This window comes from Bacillus sp. RC251 (assembly GCF_044908765.1).
Classification (GTDB): domain Bacteria; phylum Bacillota; class Bacilli; order Bacillales; family Bacillaceae_G; genus Bacillus_A; species Bacillus_A wiedmannii.
This window is the reverse complement of the sequence record NZ_JBIYDP010000003.1, coordinates 34231-51716: the sequence shown is the minus strand read 5'-3', so window position 1 is coordinate 51716 and position 17486 is coordinate 34231. Positions and strand designations below refer to the sequence as shown.

19 protein-coding genes and 1 pseudogene are annotated in these 17486 nt (G+C 35.8%); 2 read left to right on the top strand and 18 right to left on the bottom strand.

What is annotated here, in order from left to right:
* Window positions 1–69 precede the first annotated feature (69 nt).
* From tkt to ABH961_RS14220, 8 genes and pseudogenes are all read right to left on the bottom strand, one after another.
* Window positions 70–2070, bottom strand: a complete 2001-nt coding sequence (gene tkt, locus ABH961_RS14255; RefSeq protein WP_048544176.1) for a transketolase — start codon at window positions 2068–2070, stop codon at window positions 70–72.
* 223 nt (window positions 2071–2293) lie between these two features.
* On the bottom strand, window positions 2294–2776 hold the full coding sequence (locus ABH961_RS14250; RefSeq protein ID WP_087982027.1) for a coproporphyrinogen III oxidase: 483 nt from the start codon (window positions 2774–2776) through the stop codon (window positions 2294–2296).
* Between the two features lie 74 nt (window positions 2777–2850).
* Window positions 2851–3537: pseudogene (gene phnE / locus ABH961_RS14245) on the bottom strand (phosphonate ABC transporter, permease protein PhnE); the annotation flags it as partial.
* A gap of 216 nt (window positions 3538–3753) precedes the next feature.
* Window positions 3754–4017: a zinc ribbon domain-containing protein gene (locus ABH961_RS14240; RefSeq protein ID WP_098681358.1), complete on the bottom strand. Its 264-nt coding sequence runs from the start codon at window positions 4015–4017 to the stop codon at window positions 3754–3756.
* A gap of 506 nt (window positions 4018–4523) precedes the next feature.
* Window positions 4524–4649 carry a hypothetical protein gene (locus tag ABH961_RS14235; protein ID WP_391503263.1) on the bottom strand — a complete coding sequence of 42 codons (126 nt, stop codon included), beginning with the start codon at window positions 4647–4649 and terminating at the stop codon, window positions 4524–4526.
* Window positions 4649–5443, bottom strand: a complete 795-nt coding sequence (gene phnE / locus ABH961_RS14230; RefSeq protein WP_098080356.1) for a phosphonate ABC transporter, permease protein PhnE — start codon at window positions 5441–5443, stop codon at window positions 4649–4651. The genes ABH961_RS14235 and phnE (ABH961_RS14230) overlap by 1 nt, the downstream gene beginning before the upstream one ends.
* Window positions 5440–6213 (bottom strand): phosphonate ABC transporter ATP-binding protein, encoded by a 774-nt coding sequence (gene phnC, locus ABH961_RS14225; protein WP_048544181.1) that lies wholly within the window; start codon window positions 6211–6213, stop codon window positions 5440–5442. Before phnC ends, phnE (ABH961_RS14230) begins: the two co-directional genes overlap by 4 nt.
* Before the next feature lie 85 nt (window positions 6214–6298).
* A complete protein-coding gene (locus ABH961_RS14220) occupies window positions 6299–7237 on the bottom strand; it encodes a phosphate/phosphite/phosphonate ABC transporter substrate-binding protein (protein WP_098681965.1) in 939 nt (312 codons plus the stop codon).
* Between the two features lie 183 nt (window positions 7238–7420).
* Between ABH961_RS14220 and ABH961_RS14215 the strand changes: the two genes are divergently transcribed.
* Window positions 7421–9004 (top strand): bifunctional metallophosphatase/5'-nucleotidase, encoded by a 1584-nt coding sequence (locus ABH961_RS14215; protein ID WP_098080362.1) that lies wholly within the window; start codon window positions 7421–7423, stop codon window positions 9002–9004.
* A gap of 39 nt (window positions 9005–9043) precedes the next feature.
* On the opposite strand, the gene ABH961_RS14210 is transcribed toward ABH961_RS14215, so the two are convergent.
* Both ABH961_RS14210 and ABH961_RS14205 read right to left on the bottom strand, forming a co-directional pair.
* Window positions 9044–9283 (bottom strand): DUF896 domain-containing protein, encoded by a 240-nt coding sequence (locus ABH961_RS14210; RefSeq protein WP_001190582.1) that lies wholly within the window; start codon window positions 9281–9283, stop codon window positions 9044–9046.
* 45 nt (window positions 9284–9328) lie between these two features.
* Window positions 9329–9985 carry a YneB family resolvase-like protein gene (locus ABH961_RS14205; RefSeq protein WP_048544185.1) on the bottom strand — a complete coding sequence of 219 codons (657 nt, stop codon included), beginning with the start codon at window positions 9983–9985 and terminating at the stop codon, window positions 9329–9331.
* Window positions 9986–10126: 141 nt separating this feature from the next.
* Here ABH961_RS14205 and lexA point away from each other — a divergent pair, with 141 nt between their 5' ends.
* Complete coding sequence (gene lexA, locus ABH961_RS14200) at window positions 10127–10747, top strand: transcriptional repressor LexA (RefSeq protein WP_048544187.1); 621 nt, start codon at window positions 10127–10129, stop codon at window positions 10745–10747.
* An 88-nt stretch (window positions 10748–10835) separates the two neighbouring features.
* Here lexA and ABH961_RS14195 read toward each other — a convergent pair whose 3' ends face one another.
* The 8 genes from ABH961_RS14195 to ABH961_RS14160 form a co-directional block, all read right to left on the bottom strand.
* Entirely contained in the window at window positions 10836–11642 is an 807-nt protein-coding gene (locus ABH961_RS14195; RefSeq protein WP_048544189.1) for a DUF4097 family beta strand repeat-containing protein, read from the bottom strand.
* A complete protein-coding gene (locus tag ABH961_RS14190; RefSeq protein ID WP_048544191.1) occupies window positions 11643–12185 on the bottom strand; it encodes a DUF1700 domain-containing protein in 543 nt (180 codons plus the stop codon).
* Complete coding sequence (locus ABH961_RS14185; RefSeq protein WP_001102620.1) at window positions 12178–12501, bottom strand: PadR family transcriptional regulator; 324 nt, start codon at window positions 12499–12501, stop codon at window positions 12178–12180. The genes ABH961_RS14190 and ABH961_RS14185 overlap by 8 nt, the downstream gene beginning before the upstream one ends.
* 228 nt (window positions 12502–12729) lie before the next feature.
* Window positions 12730–14529 carry an ABC transporter ATP-binding protein gene (locus ABH961_RS14180; RefSeq protein WP_048544195.1) on the bottom strand — a complete coding sequence of 600 codons (1800 nt, stop codon included), beginning with the start codon at window positions 14527–14529 and terminating at the stop codon, window positions 12730–12732.
* An 11-nt stretch (window positions 14530–14540) separates the two neighbouring features.
* Entirely contained in the window at window positions 14541–15728 is a 1188-nt protein-coding gene (locus tag ABH961_RS14175) for a nucleotidyltransferase domain-containing protein (RefSeq protein ID WP_048544197.1), read from the bottom strand.
* Between the two features lies 1 nt (window position 15729).
* Window positions 15730–16203 (bottom strand): lasso peptide biosynthesis B2 protein, encoded by a 474-nt coding sequence (locus ABH961_RS14170; RefSeq protein ID WP_098080364.1) that lies wholly within the window; start codon window positions 16201–16203, stop codon window positions 15730–15732.
* 36 nt (window positions 16204–16239) lie between these two features.
* Window positions 16240–16545: a lasso peptide biosynthesis PqqD family chaperone gene (locus tag ABH961_RS14165; protein WP_048544201.1), complete on the bottom strand. Its 306-nt coding sequence runs from the start codon at window positions 16543–16545 to the stop codon at window positions 16240–16242.
* A complete protein-coding gene (locus ABH961_RS14160) occupies window positions 16496–17473 on the bottom strand; it encodes an aldolase (RefSeq protein ID WP_048544203.1) in 978 nt (325 codons plus the stop codon). The genes ABH961_RS14165 and ABH961_RS14160 overlap by 50 nt, the downstream gene beginning before the upstream one ends.
* Window positions 17474–17486: the final 13 nt, after the last annotated feature.

The following is a 17486-nucleotide window of genomic DNA, read 5'->3' as shown; positions in this document are numbered from 1 at the left end:
CTTTTTCTGTCGAAAAAACTCATTTACATAGAAAAATCTCTCCATGCCGGAGAGATTTTTCTAAAATCATTAAAGCATTTCTTTTACTTTACGAACAACGTTCTCTACAGTAAATCCATATTCTTCCATAATCTTCTCGCCAGGAGCAGAAGCACCGAATGTATCGATACCTAACACATCTCCGTCAAGACCTACGTAACGGTGCCATCCGAATGTAGCACCCATTTCGATTGCGAAACGTTTTGTTACTGCTTTTGGTAATACAGATTCTTTGTACTCAGCTGTTTGAGCTTCAAAGCGATCCATAGATGGCATGCTGACAACAGCTGCGTCAACGCCGTCTACTGCTAACGCTTTTTGCGCTTCAACAGCTAGACTTACTTCAGATCCAGATGCAAGTAAGATTACATCAGCTGTTTCTTTCTTGCTTGCAGAAACTACATATGCACCTTTTGCTACTTTTTCATACGTATCGTCTTTTGCACCTTCTAATGTTGGAAGGTCTTGACGAGTTAATACTAAAGCAGTTGGTTTGTTTGTAGATTCTAGAGCTAGTCTCCAAGCTGCAACAGATTCGTTACCATCAGCTGGACGAATAACAGATACATTTGGCATAGCACGTAGCGCTGCTAATTGCTCGATTGGTTCATGTGTTGGACCATCTTCACCAACAGCGATACTGTCGTGTGTGAATACATACGTTACTGGCAATTGCATTAATGCTGCAAGACGAATTGCTGGACGTAAGTAGTCAGAGAATACGAAGAACGTACCACCGTAAGTTTTTAAACCGCCATGTAGTGCAATACCGTTCATTGCTGCACCCATTGCGAACTCACGTACACCGTACCAAATGTTTTTTCCGCTGTAATCATCTCTTGTAAAGTCTTTTTCGTTATTCATGTATGTTTTGTTAGAACCAGCAAGGTCAGCAGATCCACCAAAGAATGATGGTACAGACTCTGCAATTGCATTAATTACAGCACCTGAAGAATTACGAGTTGCTGCTTTTGATCCTAATTCATAAGTTGGTAAGTTTTGCTCCCAACCTTCTGGAAGAAGACCATTCATTGCCGCTTGTAATTCGTTTGCTAATTCTGGGTATGCTTGTGCATATTCACCTAGCATAGTGTTCCACGCTGCTTGCGCAGTTTCACCAACATCTTGTACAGTTTTACGGAAGTTGTCATATACTTCTTCTGCTACATGGAAGTCTTGCTCAGCAGTCCAAGCATATGCTTCTTTCGTTAATTTTGTTTCGTCTACACCAAGTGGAGAACCATGTGAAGCTGATTTTCCTGATTTGTTTGGAGAACCGAAACCAATTGTCGTTCTTACTTCAATTAGCGTTGGGCGTTTTTCGTCAGCTTTCGCTTCTTCAATTGCCTTCGCGATAGCTTCAATATCGTTTCCATCCTCAACACGGATTACTTGCCATCCGTATGCTTTGTAACGATCTTCTACACTTTCAGAGAATGAACGATTTAAATCGCCATCTAATGAAATATCATTTGAATCGTAAAGCACAACAAGACGACCTAATTGTAAATGAGCAGCTAATGAAGATGCTTCAGCAGAAACGCCTTCCATTAAATCTCCATCACCACAAATAGCGTATGTATGATGATCTACTACATTATACGCATCACGGTTATATTTAGCTGCTAAATGTCTTTCAGCCATTGCCATACCTACAGCAGTTGCAATACCTTGTCCAAGTGGACCAGTAGTTGCGTCTACACCTGCTGTATGACCGTACTCAGGATGTCCTGGAGTTTTGCTTCCCCATTGGCGGAAGTTCTTTAAGTCATCCATTGTTACATCATAACCAGATAGGTGAAGTAGGCTGTATAGTAACATTGAACCATGACCTGCAGATAATACGAAACGATCACGGTTAAACCACGTTGGGTTATTTGGATTGTGTTTCATAAATTGAGTCCATAATGTATAAGCCATTGGTGCTGCACCCATTGGCATTCCTGGGTGACCAGAGTTTGCTTTTTCAATCGCATCGATGGATAATGTGCGAATCGTGTTGATAGAAAGTTGTTCGATTGAATGTGACATGCTATTCTTCCCTTCGCTTATATTAGTAAACGTTTTATACATTTATATGATAGCTTCCCACGCAAGATTATACAACATGTATCGACAAATATGTTGATATTTTTTTGGTTTTTCATAAAAAAATCAATGATTTCGGTAATGTATGGGTATTCAATATGACATACTTTTTCATTGTTTTTATTTTAAAAAGAAAGAGAATTATCTGTATATTTATTCATCATTTTCAAATTCCATAATGCAAAATATATCCTTCCCCATTTTTTACTCTGCAAAGCAAACGAATAAAAGAATTTAAATCTTGGCATAATTTATCTCGATCAAATACGTATCTTTCATATTCTCCATCAGTATTATTATCATTTTCCCATTGAAACTGCCCTGTCAGTTCGATTGTTTCTGGCGCTAGAGAAAACATGTTAACTAGCGAACAAAATAACTGTTCTGCTATCACTGCCCCTTGCTGTTCTATTTTCGTAATACCATAATAGTGAATTCCAAATCCTTCTGCTCTTTTCGCTGGATAATAGGTCGGAATCCAATGGGTAAAATCTAATAGATATACGATGAGCTCATCACTTAATACAACACACTCATCTATCGTTGCCTCTTCTTTATATAGAAAACAAAGTTCAATCCAATCTATACCTATAAAATCCAACCCCTTTTTTTCATTCGAAACAAATACAAACTCGTGCTGTAAAGCCAAATTATCCCCCCTATTGCTCACATTTATTATTCTTATTATATAAAAAAGCACCTTTTATAGGTGCTTAAAATAAATTATACAATTTTCTTCCGTATCGAACTTGAAATAAAGTCAATGATAATGACCATTAAAATGATGCCTAATAAAATAATTCCCACACGAGACCAATTGCGTGAACTCAGTGCAAAAATTAACGGTGTCCCAATCCCACCTGCTCCAATAACACCTAAAATGGCAGCGGATCGTACATTAATTTCGAACCTGTATAACGTATACGATAGAAAATCCGGTAATACTTGTGGCATTACTGCATACCAAAGTATTTGAAAGCGATTTGCGCCTGTTGCTATTAACGCCTCCGTCGGTCCCTTATCTATATTTTCAATTCCTTCTGAATATAATTTCCCTAACATGCCAATAGAGTGTAATCCTAGAGCTAGAACTCCAGCAAACGAGCCTGGCCCAACGGCTTTTATAAATAAAAGTGCCATAACTAATTCCGGAAATGTACGAACAAAACTAAGTACAAACTTCCCAGTTCCTGAAGTTAATTTTCCACTGCTCATATTCGTTGCCGCCAAAAAAGCGAATGGAACAGATAAAAAGGCAGAAATAAATGTACCTAATATCGCAATTGCCAACGTATCAATTAAGCCATGTAATAAATCTTCACCATCTGGCAAAGATACATACGACCAATCTGGATTCAATACACCTGTCATAATTGCTTTTGTAATTTCTCCTGCCGTATCCTTTATTCCGATACGATAAACTTAACTAAATCTATACAATTCAATCAAATTTACACAAGTTAGTGCTTCAAAGTGTTCTCGCAGCCCCAAAGGGACGAGGGGTATAACACTCCACACGAGGCAGTATCGTTACCTCCTATTATCAAGCATTTATTTTACCCATCTTGATAAATTTATCGCAGCATTTACATCCCTATCGTGATGGCTATTGCATTCGACACAACGTCACTCACGTATTTTTAAACTCCACTGTCCTTCTGGTTGAACTGAATGGTCGTATTTTACTCCGCAACATGAGCAAATCTTGCTTGAGGCGAACCATTTATCAGCGTTTACATACGCAATGCCATACTTCTCGCACTTGTATGATAAACATTGAATGAAAGATTTGTTCTTCTGAATAGTAGCGTGTTCCACCAGCATTCTCCTTAGACTAATCGGATGCAAACCTGTTAATTCTGATACTTGACTAACTCGTGAAAATTTCATTATTATTCTCACCTCATTGAACCTAACATAGCACGTACGTTCGGCATTTTCAATGAAGTTTGATAGATTCAATAAAATTTATCTTGTTCAACTAAGGGCGCAATTCCTTAGCCAGTTCTCTTATGAACTTCTCATGTTTTCACATGAGCGCAGACTATATGTTTATCTACTTAAAGATAGAGGATTTTTCCATCACCATAGGCTTGTGATGTACTCTCGTCAGTTATACGAGATAGTCGTTGAACGTTCATCTTATCCATTTTGACTTAGATGATTCGAGGCGGAAGACCCATTGTTCTAGTGTTTAGGATTTAACCTTGCACCATCTGATTGATTTTTTCTGCTTTCGCGACATTCACGCTCACCATTTCTAGCCACGTTGTAGTTCAATCAGCTTTAGGGATTGCCCGCAGTTAACCCTCACTACTAGCCAATCACTTGACTAGCAGGGCTTACTGATATATTTAATTAACTTTCGTTATAATTGGTTAAATAAATCGTAACAGTTAGTTACCCTCTAGCGGGACTCCTGAAAAAGCCCATACATAAACAAATGCAATTGCTATAAAAATAAACCAGCGATACACACTCGGTTTCTTCGGTTTTGGTACAATCATCGTCGTTTTACTCATTATAATTTCTCCCGCAACAATGTACTTACATAATCAATTAACAATACAACAACAAGAGTATAAATAATAATAGATGCAGTTTGTTGATATTGTAAAAATCCAAGTGTACGGTCATAATACAACCCAATACCACCCGCTCCTACTAAACCTAAAACAGCTGCTGCACGTACGTTCACCTCAAATGTATAAAGAACATAGGAGACAAAATGTGCTTTCACTTGCGGAATTACCCCATACACAATCCATTGCACTTTATTTGCTCCTACTGCTGTCATCGCCTCTAATGGACCTGGATCAATCGATTCCATTGACTCATACAACAATTTCGCCACGAGCCCAATTGAGAAAAAAGTAAGAGCTAAAATACCTGGAAGTGGTCCTATTCCGAAAATAGCTACGAAAATTGCCGCTAATAATAAATCTGGTATCGTTCGGATAAAATTTAAAACCGATCGAGCTGAACCGTACAAAAATGTACTAGTAAACACATTACTTGCCGCAAATAGTGCCAGTGGAATAGCTAAAATCGCTCCTAAAGTCGTCCCAATAATCGCCATACGTATTGTATCTAACATCGCTGTTGTAATAACTTGAAAATAACTCCAATCAGGCGGCACCATCTCTTTTAACAAATCAATCATATTAGGAAAACCAACTACTAGTTTTGAAAATGATGCGTCGACCTGTACACTACTTCCCCACAACAGTAAAATGACTAGAATAGCCGTTAACATATGTTTTAACTTACTCGGCGGCTTCGGTATCGATTTCGAATATATCGTCACGTCATTCATTTAACTGCCACCTCTAACAATTCACTTTGCTGCGCTACGTCTCCATAAATTTCAGCAAATTTTTCATCCGTTGCCTCTTCTACTGAGCCATCAAAAACAATTTCACCTGCATGTAATCCAATAATGCGTGTCGCATATTGCCTAGCTAAATCAATAGAATGTAAGTTTACAATTGTTGTAATTCCAAAATCTTCATTAATTTTTTTCAAATCATCTAATACTTGCTTCGTTGTTAGCGGATCTAACGACGCAACAGGTTCATCTGCCAATATGATTTTCGCTTCTTGCGCCAACGCTCTAGCAATCGATACACGTTGCTGTTGTCCTCCTGATAATTCATCAGCTCGCGCATATGCTTTTTCTAAAATATTCACCCTTTTTAACGATTGAAAAGCAAGCTCCAAATCTTCTTTTGGAAATAAACCTAACGTTGTACGCAGTGTCGAATGATACCCTACACGGCCAGCTAATACATTTTTCAATACCGTTGATCGCTTTACAAGGTTAAAACTTTGAAAAATCATACCAATATCTCGGCGCATGCGTCGTAAGCCTTTTCCTTTTGCAGCAGTTATAGATTCACCTTCAATCATGATTTCGCCTTCTGTAATCTCATGAAGACGGTTTACCGATCTTAGAAGTGTAGACTTTCCAGCCCCAGACAGCCCTACCATTACAACAAACTCACCTTTTTGAATGTTCAAGTTTATATTATTTAATCCTTTTGTACCATTCGGATACACTTTGGAGACATTTCGAAACTCTATCACACATCTTACCTACCTTCTATGTATTCAAAACGGCAAACTAACTGAAAATAACCCTTCTTCCAGTTAGCTGCCATTTCCATATGTATTATTGCGTTTTTACTTTCTTTCCATATTCACGAACGATATCAAATTTACTATCATCAGATTTAACATATCCTTCATGTGAATATACTTCTTTAATGATTTTGTGACCTTCCTCATTCTTTCCTATTTCAATGAAAGCATCCTGTAATTTCTTGCTCCACTCTTCATCTAAATCAGAGCGTACCGAAATCGTATCGTTTGGAATTTTTTCCGTAAATTTCACTATTTTTGTTTGATCGAATATATTCGGATAATCTTTTTTCACAATATTACGAGCATCTTGGAATACAACAGCTGCATCTACATCACCATTTAAAAGAGCAATAAGCGACTGATCGTGACCTTTTAATGTAACAGGTTTCACATCCTTTAACGGATCAACCCCCTCTTTTAACAATACAGCTGCAGGCCATACGTATCCCGCTGATGACGTTACATCTTGATAACCAATTTTTTTACCTTTTAAATCTTTTATACTATTAATATTTGAATCTTTCTTCACTACAAACTCAGATTTATAAAAATCTACTAAATCCTTTGTAGGAGCTCCGGTTTCATCATCTACCCCAAAACGTTGTGCTTGTAAAATTACGTTTGCAGCCTTTTTCTCATGTGCTAGCACATATGCTGTTGGAGGTAAAAAGCCTACATCTACTTGCTTAGATGCCATCGCTTCTACAATTGTATTGTAATTCGTTGAAATACTAACTTTTACCGGGATATTTAATTTATCACTTAATAGCTTTTCCAATGGTTTCGCCTTCGCCTCTAACGTATCTGCATTTTGAGAAGGAACAAATTGTACATTTAACGTCTTCGGTACATAACCTTTTTTCGTATCTTCAGTTTTACTTGCACTAGATTCCTTTGTTCCACAGCCACTTAATAATCCCGCCGCCAGTACAACTGTCGTGCTCATTGCAAAAACTTTTTTCAACATATTAAAGCCTCCATTTTTATTGTTATAAATTACCTTCCGTAAACATGAAGAAATATATCACACATTTTTATTAATAATTGCTTATTTACAGAATCTTTACACATTCTATACATTCTCATTAAAATTCTCTTCATATATTTGATATGCTTAACTAGTAGATAACAATAGAAAAGGTGAATGATATTGAATCAAAAACAAATTGTAACTTTAAACATCTTATTAACAAGTGATATACACGGTACTGTTTATCCAATTCACTACCAAGATAACTCCAAAGCTGAAATTGGTTTAGCTAAAATTTCTACTCTTATAAAAAAAGAACGTTCCCAAAACAGAAACGTTCTTTTAATTGATAACGGTGACTTCATACAGGGAACACCCTTTACTTATCATTACGCTACATATGCAAAAGATAAGCAAAATCCAATGTCCTTATTAGCGAACTATTTACGTTATGATGCTGCAGTTATCGGGAATCATGAATTTAATTATGGAATGGACGTATTAAATCATGCTATTTCTACTGCGAACTTCCCGTATCTATCAGCAAATATTTTAGATACCGACAGAAAAGAACCTTATTTCGGGAAACCATATATAATAAAACATATTGAATCAAATATAAAAATTGCTATTTTAGGGATAACAACGCATTACATTCCTAATTGGGAACAACCTCATCACATTCAAGATCTACAATTTGAAGATGCATTAGAAACAACAAAAAAATGGGTTTCTTACATTCGCGAACAAGAACAACCAGATTTACTAGTCGTAGCGTATCATGGAGGATTTGAACGCGATTTACAAACCGGGGTACCGACTGAAGTTTTAACAGGTGAAAACCAAGGTTATGCAATGTGCTATGAAATTGAAGGCATAGATATTTTACTAACAGGCCATCAACACCGGGAAATCGCTCACACCGTAATAAATGGTGTAACAGTTTTACAGACTGGATGCAATGGACACTCCGTCGGAAAAATAACAGTAACATTCGAGAAAACAGAACAAAAATGGGTAAAAAAAGAGAGTTATTCACAATTATTGCCCGTGCGAGGAATTGTGGCGGACCAACATATGCTTTCCTTGGTTACCGATTATGAAGAGAAAACACAAAATTGGCTCGATCAACCTATTGGACTAATCTATGGGGATATGCAAATTTCAGACGCTATGCAAACTCGTTTGCAAGACCATCCTTTTATTGAATTCATAAATAAGATACAGATGGATATAGCTAATGTTTCTATTTCTTGTACAAGCTTATTCCATAATACATCTCCAGGTTTCCCTGGTCATGTAACAATGCGTGACATCGTTTCTAATTATATTTATCCAAATACATTAAAAGTAATTAGAATAACTGGAGCAGATATAAAAAACGCCCTTGAACTTTCTGCTTCTTATTTCACATTACATGCAGATGGAACTATCATTGTAAACCCTACCTTCATAGAACCGAAGCCACAACACTATAATTACGATATGTGGGAAGGGATTTCGTACGTATTAAACATTTCCAAACCTATTGGCGAGAGAGTAGAATCTTTACAGTATAAAGGCGCTCCTCTTCATATGAATGAAGAATATGACGTCGTTATGAATAATTATCGCGCAAGCGGCGGAGGAAACTTCTTTATGTTTCAAAATAAGCCCGTAATAAAAGACATACCAACAGATATGTCTGAACTTATCGCTAACTATATATTGAAGCACAAAAAGATAGAGGCATCAGTCAACAATAACTGGAAAGTTATTAAATAACCGATATAATAAATAAAAAAGATGGGCTTCGCCCATCTTTTAGTTTAATTTTGCATTATCTTGCTTTTTTAAAGCCTTTAATTTCGCCGGTGTAACATCAGTACCTTCTTCGTTAACAACTTTAATTCCTTTAAGTTCGTTTAACATATTTTGACGAAATCCTTTTAAATATTGTTCACGTAGCGATTGGCGCTCACGTTGTTCTTCTTCAGTTAAGCCTTCAGCTTTTGCTTTTTTCGCTAAGAAGTTAATGCGTTCAATGAGTTCGTGACTTTGCATCTCGAATCCCCCTTTTACTCAAAACTGATTATTATCATACAATAGTTAGTCCTCTTTATCAAGCAATTGCTTTGTATATTCTACATATCTACGATGTACAGTCGCTTTTGAAACATTATGACCAAAGCCGCGAAGCGTTGCCGCAATTTCTTCGAAAGTAAGTTCACTCTTGCGCAAACGTACAATTTCCTCAATCGGCACTTCTTTCTTCTCTCGTCCTACGCTTAAATGACGATTCTTCAAATTATTTTCTGGACGATAACCTTTTTCTACTGCACGTTGCATACCACGTTTAATTTTCAAATTATGAATCTTTCTTTGATACTCTTCAACAATCCCAATTATATCTAGTACCATCGAATCAGAGTCAGAGAGTTCTAATTCTCCATTATGCGTATGCGTATATACTTTTATTCCCTCTTTATGTAAACAGTGCATTAATGCAATCTTTGCATTCCCTCTACCAAGCCGCGTTTCATCTTGTATGAGAAGTACATCAACTTGTTCATCGCGAATTGTATCTAGCACTTCTAATATGCCATCACGTTCAATTGTATAACCACTAGCCTGCTCCTCAATCACCTTTACAACATTCATTTGATAGCGCTCAGCTAAATGCAATAATTCATCTTTTTGACGCAATAATGATGTTTCCTGTTCTTCTTTTGTTGTGCTCACACGTGCATAAATAATTGCATTCATTTTGAACCCTTCTTTCTCACTATATTTTCCTTATAGTGTATCATAAATTCGTCTTTCGTTCGAACTTATGTTTGTAGAATGTTTTTTCGCATGTTATACTTATTAATAAGAAAAATGAAAGAAAACGAGGTGTTAGAAAACATGGAAAAGTTAACGAAACGCCAGCAAGACATTCTCGACTTTATTAAGCTAAAAGTACAAGAAAAAGGATATCCACCTTCCGTACGTGAAATCGGTCAAGCAGTCGGCCTCGCTTCTAGTTCTACAGTGCACGGACATTTATCACGACTAGAAGAAAAAGGATATATTCGACGCGATCCAACAAAACCACGAGCAATTGAAATTTTAGGTGACAACCGAATGGATACAGAGACACAATCTGTTATTCAAGTTCCAATTATCGGAAAAGTTACTGCTGGATTACCTATTACAGCAGTTGAAAGTGTAGAAGATCATTTCCCACTTCCAGCTAGCATTGTCGCTGGAGCAGACCAAGTATTTATGTTACGTATTTCCGGAGATAGTATGATTGAAGCTGGTATTTTCGATGGGGATTTAGTTGTTGTTCGCCAACAACAGTCTGCATACAACGGTGAAATTGTAGTCGCTTTAACAGAAGATAACGAAGCAACTGTTAAACGTTTCTATAAAGAAAAAGACCATTTCCGTCTACAACCGGAAAACTCTTCATTAGAACCTATCATTTTAAAACAAGTGTCAGTTATCGGAAAAGTAATTGGCGTATATCGTGATTTACATTAAGAATAATAAAAGAAGATAATTACCTTATTTATATACGGTAATTATCTTCTTTTTTTGTATTTTGATAGATTTCCATACATTTTATTTCTTATGAACGAGTTTCAATCGTCACATCGCCAGCAGCTGTTTTACCACTAATCTTTTTACTACCATTGCCAATTGTTATATTTTTATTTTCTTCATTAAAAATCATTACTTCGCCAGCAGCACTTTGCCCCGTTATAACTGCATCTTGTGGTTTTTCTAATAAAGTAATATCTACATCCCCAGCGGTTGAACTTGCCTCTACATCATATTTAGGATCATGATCCATAATATGCACTTCCCCGCTAGCCGACTTCACAGTTACTTTTCCTATTACCTTCTTAAAGCTCACCTCACCAGCTTTTGAAGATCCTTCCACACTTTTTGCTGTGACATTTTTCAAATCTACTTCTCCAGCGAGTGTCCCAACACTTACACAGTCACTTTTCACATCACTTATTTCTATTTGTCCAGCTGATGAATTTATTTTTATCTCTTGGTATGAACGTTCAGGCACAAGGAGAGTTATTGTAGACGTTTGAAATCTAAAATCGTAAAAAGAAAAATCAAATGAAGCACCTTTTTCTCTTTCCCCAATAATTTTTAATGTGTCACCATCTTCAGCAATACGAACCTCGTGTTTACGTACATCTCCTGATTGCTTTACATAAAAAGAAGAGTCGGGAGATTTTTGGACAACAATATCCCCAGCATCTAACTTAACTTCTATATTTTTTAGTGTTTCGTTTTTAATTACGTCTTCTTTATTTCCTTCTTCTGCAGTTTGCACGGCTTTTTCATATGTTTGTGAAATCCCTATTACTCCAATAATGATACAAGCGATAGCTACTAACAATATTTTCTTCATCATCTACTCCCCTTTTATCATTTTGAAGTTCCATAGTACATAACGTACGCATAACTTTTTAAACCAATTCGTACTATAATAAGCGATAATACATAACAACAAACCTACCCCAACAAACGTTATACTAACGAATAAATCCAACCATATAAAAGTACCCATAAATACTTTTCCAATAACGAAAAATGGTGTCACTACACTAGCAATTCCACCGAGCCAGAAGGAAAATATAAAAGCAATAATTGCAACTAACGGGCCTAACACAATAATAAAATTAAACAAACTAAGTCCAATCGCTGCCATAACAGCCCTTGTTATATTGGTAGTTGATGGGTCCTTTTTCATTTCGTCAAAGCGATACAAAGCAAGTAAGTCTTTTGCAATTACTTTCGGAGAGCCAAGGCCCTTTATTATTTCCGATTCAGTTTTTCCTTCTTCTATTCCAAACTGAAAATGCTCTTCATAATCAAATAAAATATCTTTCCTCTCTTCTTCCGGTAACTTTCTAAGATGACTTGATAATTCTTTAAGAAACTGTTCTTTACTCATCCCATTCCACTCCTTCAATAATTTCTTGTACGCCTTTTGCAAAATCACGCCACTCCGTTACTAACAAATTCAGTTGCGTTTCCCCTTGCTCAGTTAGTTGATAATATTTACGAGGCGGTCCCTCTGTAGATTCTTTTAAATACGTTTGAAAATATCCTTCTTTCGTTAAACGACGTAATAAAGGATACACTGACCCTTCCGATATTAAAAATTTATTTGAGATTTGCTGAACAAGTTCATAGCCGTAACAATCTTTACGTTTCACAAGTGCTAAAACACACAGTTCTAACACGCCTTTTTTAAACTGAACGTTCAAGGTCAATCCCCCTTTCTCATTTCAGTACTATTCAATACACGGTACCCATTATATCCATAATATACCACTTAGTATTATTCATTGCAAGGTACTCATTTATATTTACTCCCTAAATTTAGAAAACGTACAAATAAAAGCCTGAATAATGCCCTGTTATAACTGGCCATCACTCAGGCTTTTATTCGATTCGAACTGTATGAATACAAAAATTCATTCACTCTTTCCTCTCTAAGAACCAACTTCCATTTGTGACCCTAACAAACTTCGAAATACACCTTTTCTCTCTTTAGCCAATTGATTAAATTCACCTTTTTGGACAATTTCACCTTTTCCTAAGACAATAACTTGATCTGCATTGCGTATAGTAGATAAACGATGCGCAATCACAATAATTGTCATTGTTCCTTTCAACCTTTCTATTGCTGATTGGATTTTCACTTCATTTTCAGTATCTAATGCACTCGTAGCCTCATCTAATACTAAAATCGACGGTTTTCTTAAAATAGCCCGCGCTAGTACAAGTCGTTGACGTTCACCACCTGAAAGCCTTACTCCTCGATCCCCAATCAGTGTATCAAGCCCTTTAGGAAGCGTTTGTACAAATTCAGCGGCGGCCGCAAAATTTAATGCAGACCAAATTTGTTCTTCACTTGCATTTGGCTCAATCATCAATAAATTTTCTCTTATGCTTGCATTAAATAAGAAAGGATCTTGTGGTACATAACTAATAGCCCGCCTTAATGACAATAAATTATCAGTTGTAAGGGGCGTACCATCTATTAACACTTGACCTTTTTCTGGCTGGATTAATCCCATTAATACATCAATTAATGTACTTTTGCCTGCACCAGAATGCCCCACAATGGCCGTCATACTGTTTATTGGAATTTGCACATTAATATTTTGAAGTGCGTATAAAGATTCTTGCTTATTATAACGAAAGTAAACATCCTTACACTCCATACCTTGTTTTATACGAATCGGCTCTATATGTTTTTGTTGATGTATATCCTGCATTTCAATCGCTTCCTTACATTCCTCTTGCAACTCCCATAATGACTTAAAAGCAGGAATACTTGCAGCCAGTTGTTCTAAATTTGATTGAATCGTCATGAATCTTGGCCATAGTCTGGAGAAAATGAGGATGATTAATAGTAATTGGGTGGGTTGCGCTTGAAACATACTTACTGATAATAATAAAAAAAATGCAATTAATATAGCCATTGAAACTTTATAAAACAATTGAGAGTTCGATCTTATTCTCATATACTCCATTTGCTCATTACTCATCTTTTTTGTTATAGATTGTAACCAATCTAAACGTGATGCTTCCAAAGTATTACTCTTTATATCTTTAATTCCATTAAAATGATCTGTTATACCAGAAAGATAGTCTTTTGCCAATTCTGAGGTCTTACCGCCTAGTATTCGTGCTTTTTTTATAAAAACACGAGAAGCTACCAAGAATAATAAACCAAAGACCAAAACAAATATAGTTATTTGAGGAGATAATAAAAACGCAATCCCCACCTGTATAAATGTAAACAGAATAGCAGCTAACAATTGTAAAATTAAATTAACCCCATAACTTACACGAGCTAATTCTGTAGTTAATATATTTATTAGATTTGTTTTCCTTTTCTCTAAAAAAAAACTCCACTTTGCTTTTAAAATCATACTATATGTTTCTAGTCTTAATTCTCTTATAAAAGCTTGTTGCGTTCTCGCATCCCTTAGCGTTATATTTCTTTGTAGTAAATTTTGACCTAACACTATTAGTATATATATACCTAAAATAGAAACTAGACTTGCTGTTTTAGGAAAATCCTGCAAAAACCTAGAGACAGGTGCAATAAAAGTAGTCTCCTCGCCTATATTAATTATTCCAGTCATACTTATCATAGGAATTAATAAAATAATACCTATCCCTTCAAGTAAACTTATTAAAACCATACCAAATAAATTCACATACAGTATGTTTCCCGCCGAAGAGTATAGTTTCTTCATAAAATATATAATATGATTCATCGATGTTCCCCCTATAACAAAGCCAGCTTCTTTGTTTTCCTCCAAAGACATAAAAACGGACGTAGAGGAAAATATAAAAAATGAAGAAATTTAGGTAACGGTAATGTTTTTGCATCAATTGGATAAGGATATAGTTGGCTCATAATATATAAAATTTTTTGCTGATTAGACATTAGTGAAAATAAATATCGACTATGATAGATAAATACTTCTTCAGGGACAGGATCGGTATGCAAGTTTATCATTTGCTTGAAATAAAACAGCGCCTCTTGAGCTAACTGCTTTGAATGTTTTTTCGCTACTAATTCCATCATCCTTTCATCTAGTCGTACACCTAGCAATTGAGCTGCTAAAATTAATGCTTGTCCTCCTAAATGAAGCATTTGATATTTTCTCATTAACTTATGGATCTCACTCCAATTAAGTTCTTGATCGACAATTTTTTTTATATCTACTAACCAGCGTAATCTGGACCAACCATGTCTAGCACCATGAGATACCAAAAATAAAAATAAATCTTCCTTTCCTAACATATATACAGAATTACTCGTAAGGGTACTTTTTCTCTTTCTCCCCCAAAGCTCTTCAAACCCAGGTTCCTTACCCGGTCCGGGGTTTAACCTCCAATGAATTTCAACTTTGATCCGCTTTATTGGATGAAAAAATGTTATATGATGATGCCTCCATTTCCAATCATTTAATATCGTTTGAATATAGTCGTCTTTTACATACCCCTGCTCTAAAAGTAGCATTTCTACTTTTTCTAAATTTTGCATCGGAATTAGAACGTCCAAATCACAGGATGTTCGTAAAGAAATATCCCCATATAAGTCCTGAGATAGTACAGGTCCTTTTAGAAAAATCATACGAATCTCATTTTCATTACATAGTTTATTTATTCGTTCCATTTCAGCACTTAAATAAAGCATTTGAAATGTATTTTTTTTATATTTTCTATTCAAGGTTTGTACAATATGTGAAGGAATTAGTTCCTCATCCACCTGTTTAAGTTTTTGATATATCACCGGATAAACGCGATGATGCACAGCTTGCTCAAGAAATACCTCCCAATCAATATCGGAAAACCATTCATTACTGTAAGTTTGCACTGTTTCGTCATCTTGTAACTTCAAAATTGCAAAAAGAAGTTTCAATTCCTTAGACATGAACTCTACATTAAGACCAAAATCTTTCTCCATTTTATTCTCCTTTAATAATGTCCTCACTTAGCCTCTTTGCAAATGATCCAACGACAGTAAATTTCTTCATTCCTTCTGATCCAGTAACATAAAAAGAACCGCTCCGTAACCATGCATGCGCAATTAAATCCCCATGACTATCCTTAGCAGTTCCTAAATAAAGAGTACTCTCAATGTGACGTTTTTCGAGCATTTTCATCCCAGCTATAGCTTTAACAAGACACTGACTTTCCCAAAAAGTATAACGACTCATAATAGAAATAGCTTCAGACACCTTCTTTAGTGTATCCCCATGTGGCTGAATTTGGGCAACTGATGTTTCGTTCATGTAATCCCCTAAAGAAGGTGCAACTTTGGAAAAGGTAATACTTTTTAGTACACGCGCCCACCCTAAAAAAATAAAAGCCTCTAAAAATAAAAGCTTTGTTTCCATGCTCAGCGATAAAAATACCCTTAACCTTTTCACAATATTCATTAATCCCTTCCTAACAGTTCTCTTGAAATTACGAATTTATCTATTAGATTGATCTTTTATTTGAATTAAATCTTCTTGAAACAAACACTCTAAAAAGGAAAGAACTTGCTCTTCACAATCGCCCCGTTCAATGTTGTACTTTGACAACAATGTACTGACGAGTTCAGTAACCATAATTGGAGTTTTTATTAGTTCCCAAACTTCTCCCCCTGTTTCTCCCAAATTATAATATTTCCCTTTTTGAACATTTAGCATTACTTTTTCCCCATCCATATCACTCACAATATTCTCTTCACTTTGCACAATCTGACACTCTAGAGAAATTCTCTCTGTATACATCATCTATTACTCCTCCTCCGTGTATAGTTTTTAATATAATTGATACAAGTTCATGCGCTGTAAACCTATTATTTGGACGTTTCAAATGAAACATATCTACCTTGTTTATCACATTTGTAGAAGTAGTGAAATGCCACTCTGTCAATTTTAATTGCGTAATTAACAACTTACGAAATGTGTGAAAGAACAATGTACGCAATCGTTCAAGTCCTTCAATTCGAATCAACTCAACACTCTCATCCTCTGTTTTCGTTAACTCAATAACACCAGCAAGAGGTAATGGTTCAGAGAAAAAATGAGATTGTACAGGCACAGCATACTTTGTTTCTCGCTCAAACAATGGATTATAACTTGCCGTTCCCATTCCAAAAGCATTCAAACTCTCCGCCCATAATTTTTGTTGCGGATAAGATGGAATCACAATTGGAGTCTTATCTGACGAAACTGTCACAGCAATTACATCATCACTCAAAATTTTGTATCCTTTACTTAAAAAAGCCGCTGCAAGAGTTGATTTACCTGCTCCTGAATCACCTACAAAGGCATAAACTTTCCCATCAATATTTATTGCACTACCATGTAATGGTAATATTCCCCTTTGGATTAGTAAGGCACCCATACAAGTTCCAAGTATATAAAGACGAATCTTATCTTCACAAGCGTCCTTCATTGGTGAAACAAATATTTGCTTTCCTCCTTGTATAGAAAATATAGCAGTATCAGGTATACAAATCATAACTACGTTTTTATCAACTACAAAGTTTTGTTTTGCGCTAGCAAGTTCACTCCACTTCTGAGATAAATTAGTTAATCGAATTACAATTTCTACATTCTCTTCTTGTTCATTGATTTGAGGTAATTCCGGCAATTTCATTTCACTCAACACTCTTAACCCAAAAACTTTATATACATTTTTATTTGTATTTTCCATCAACTCTCTCACT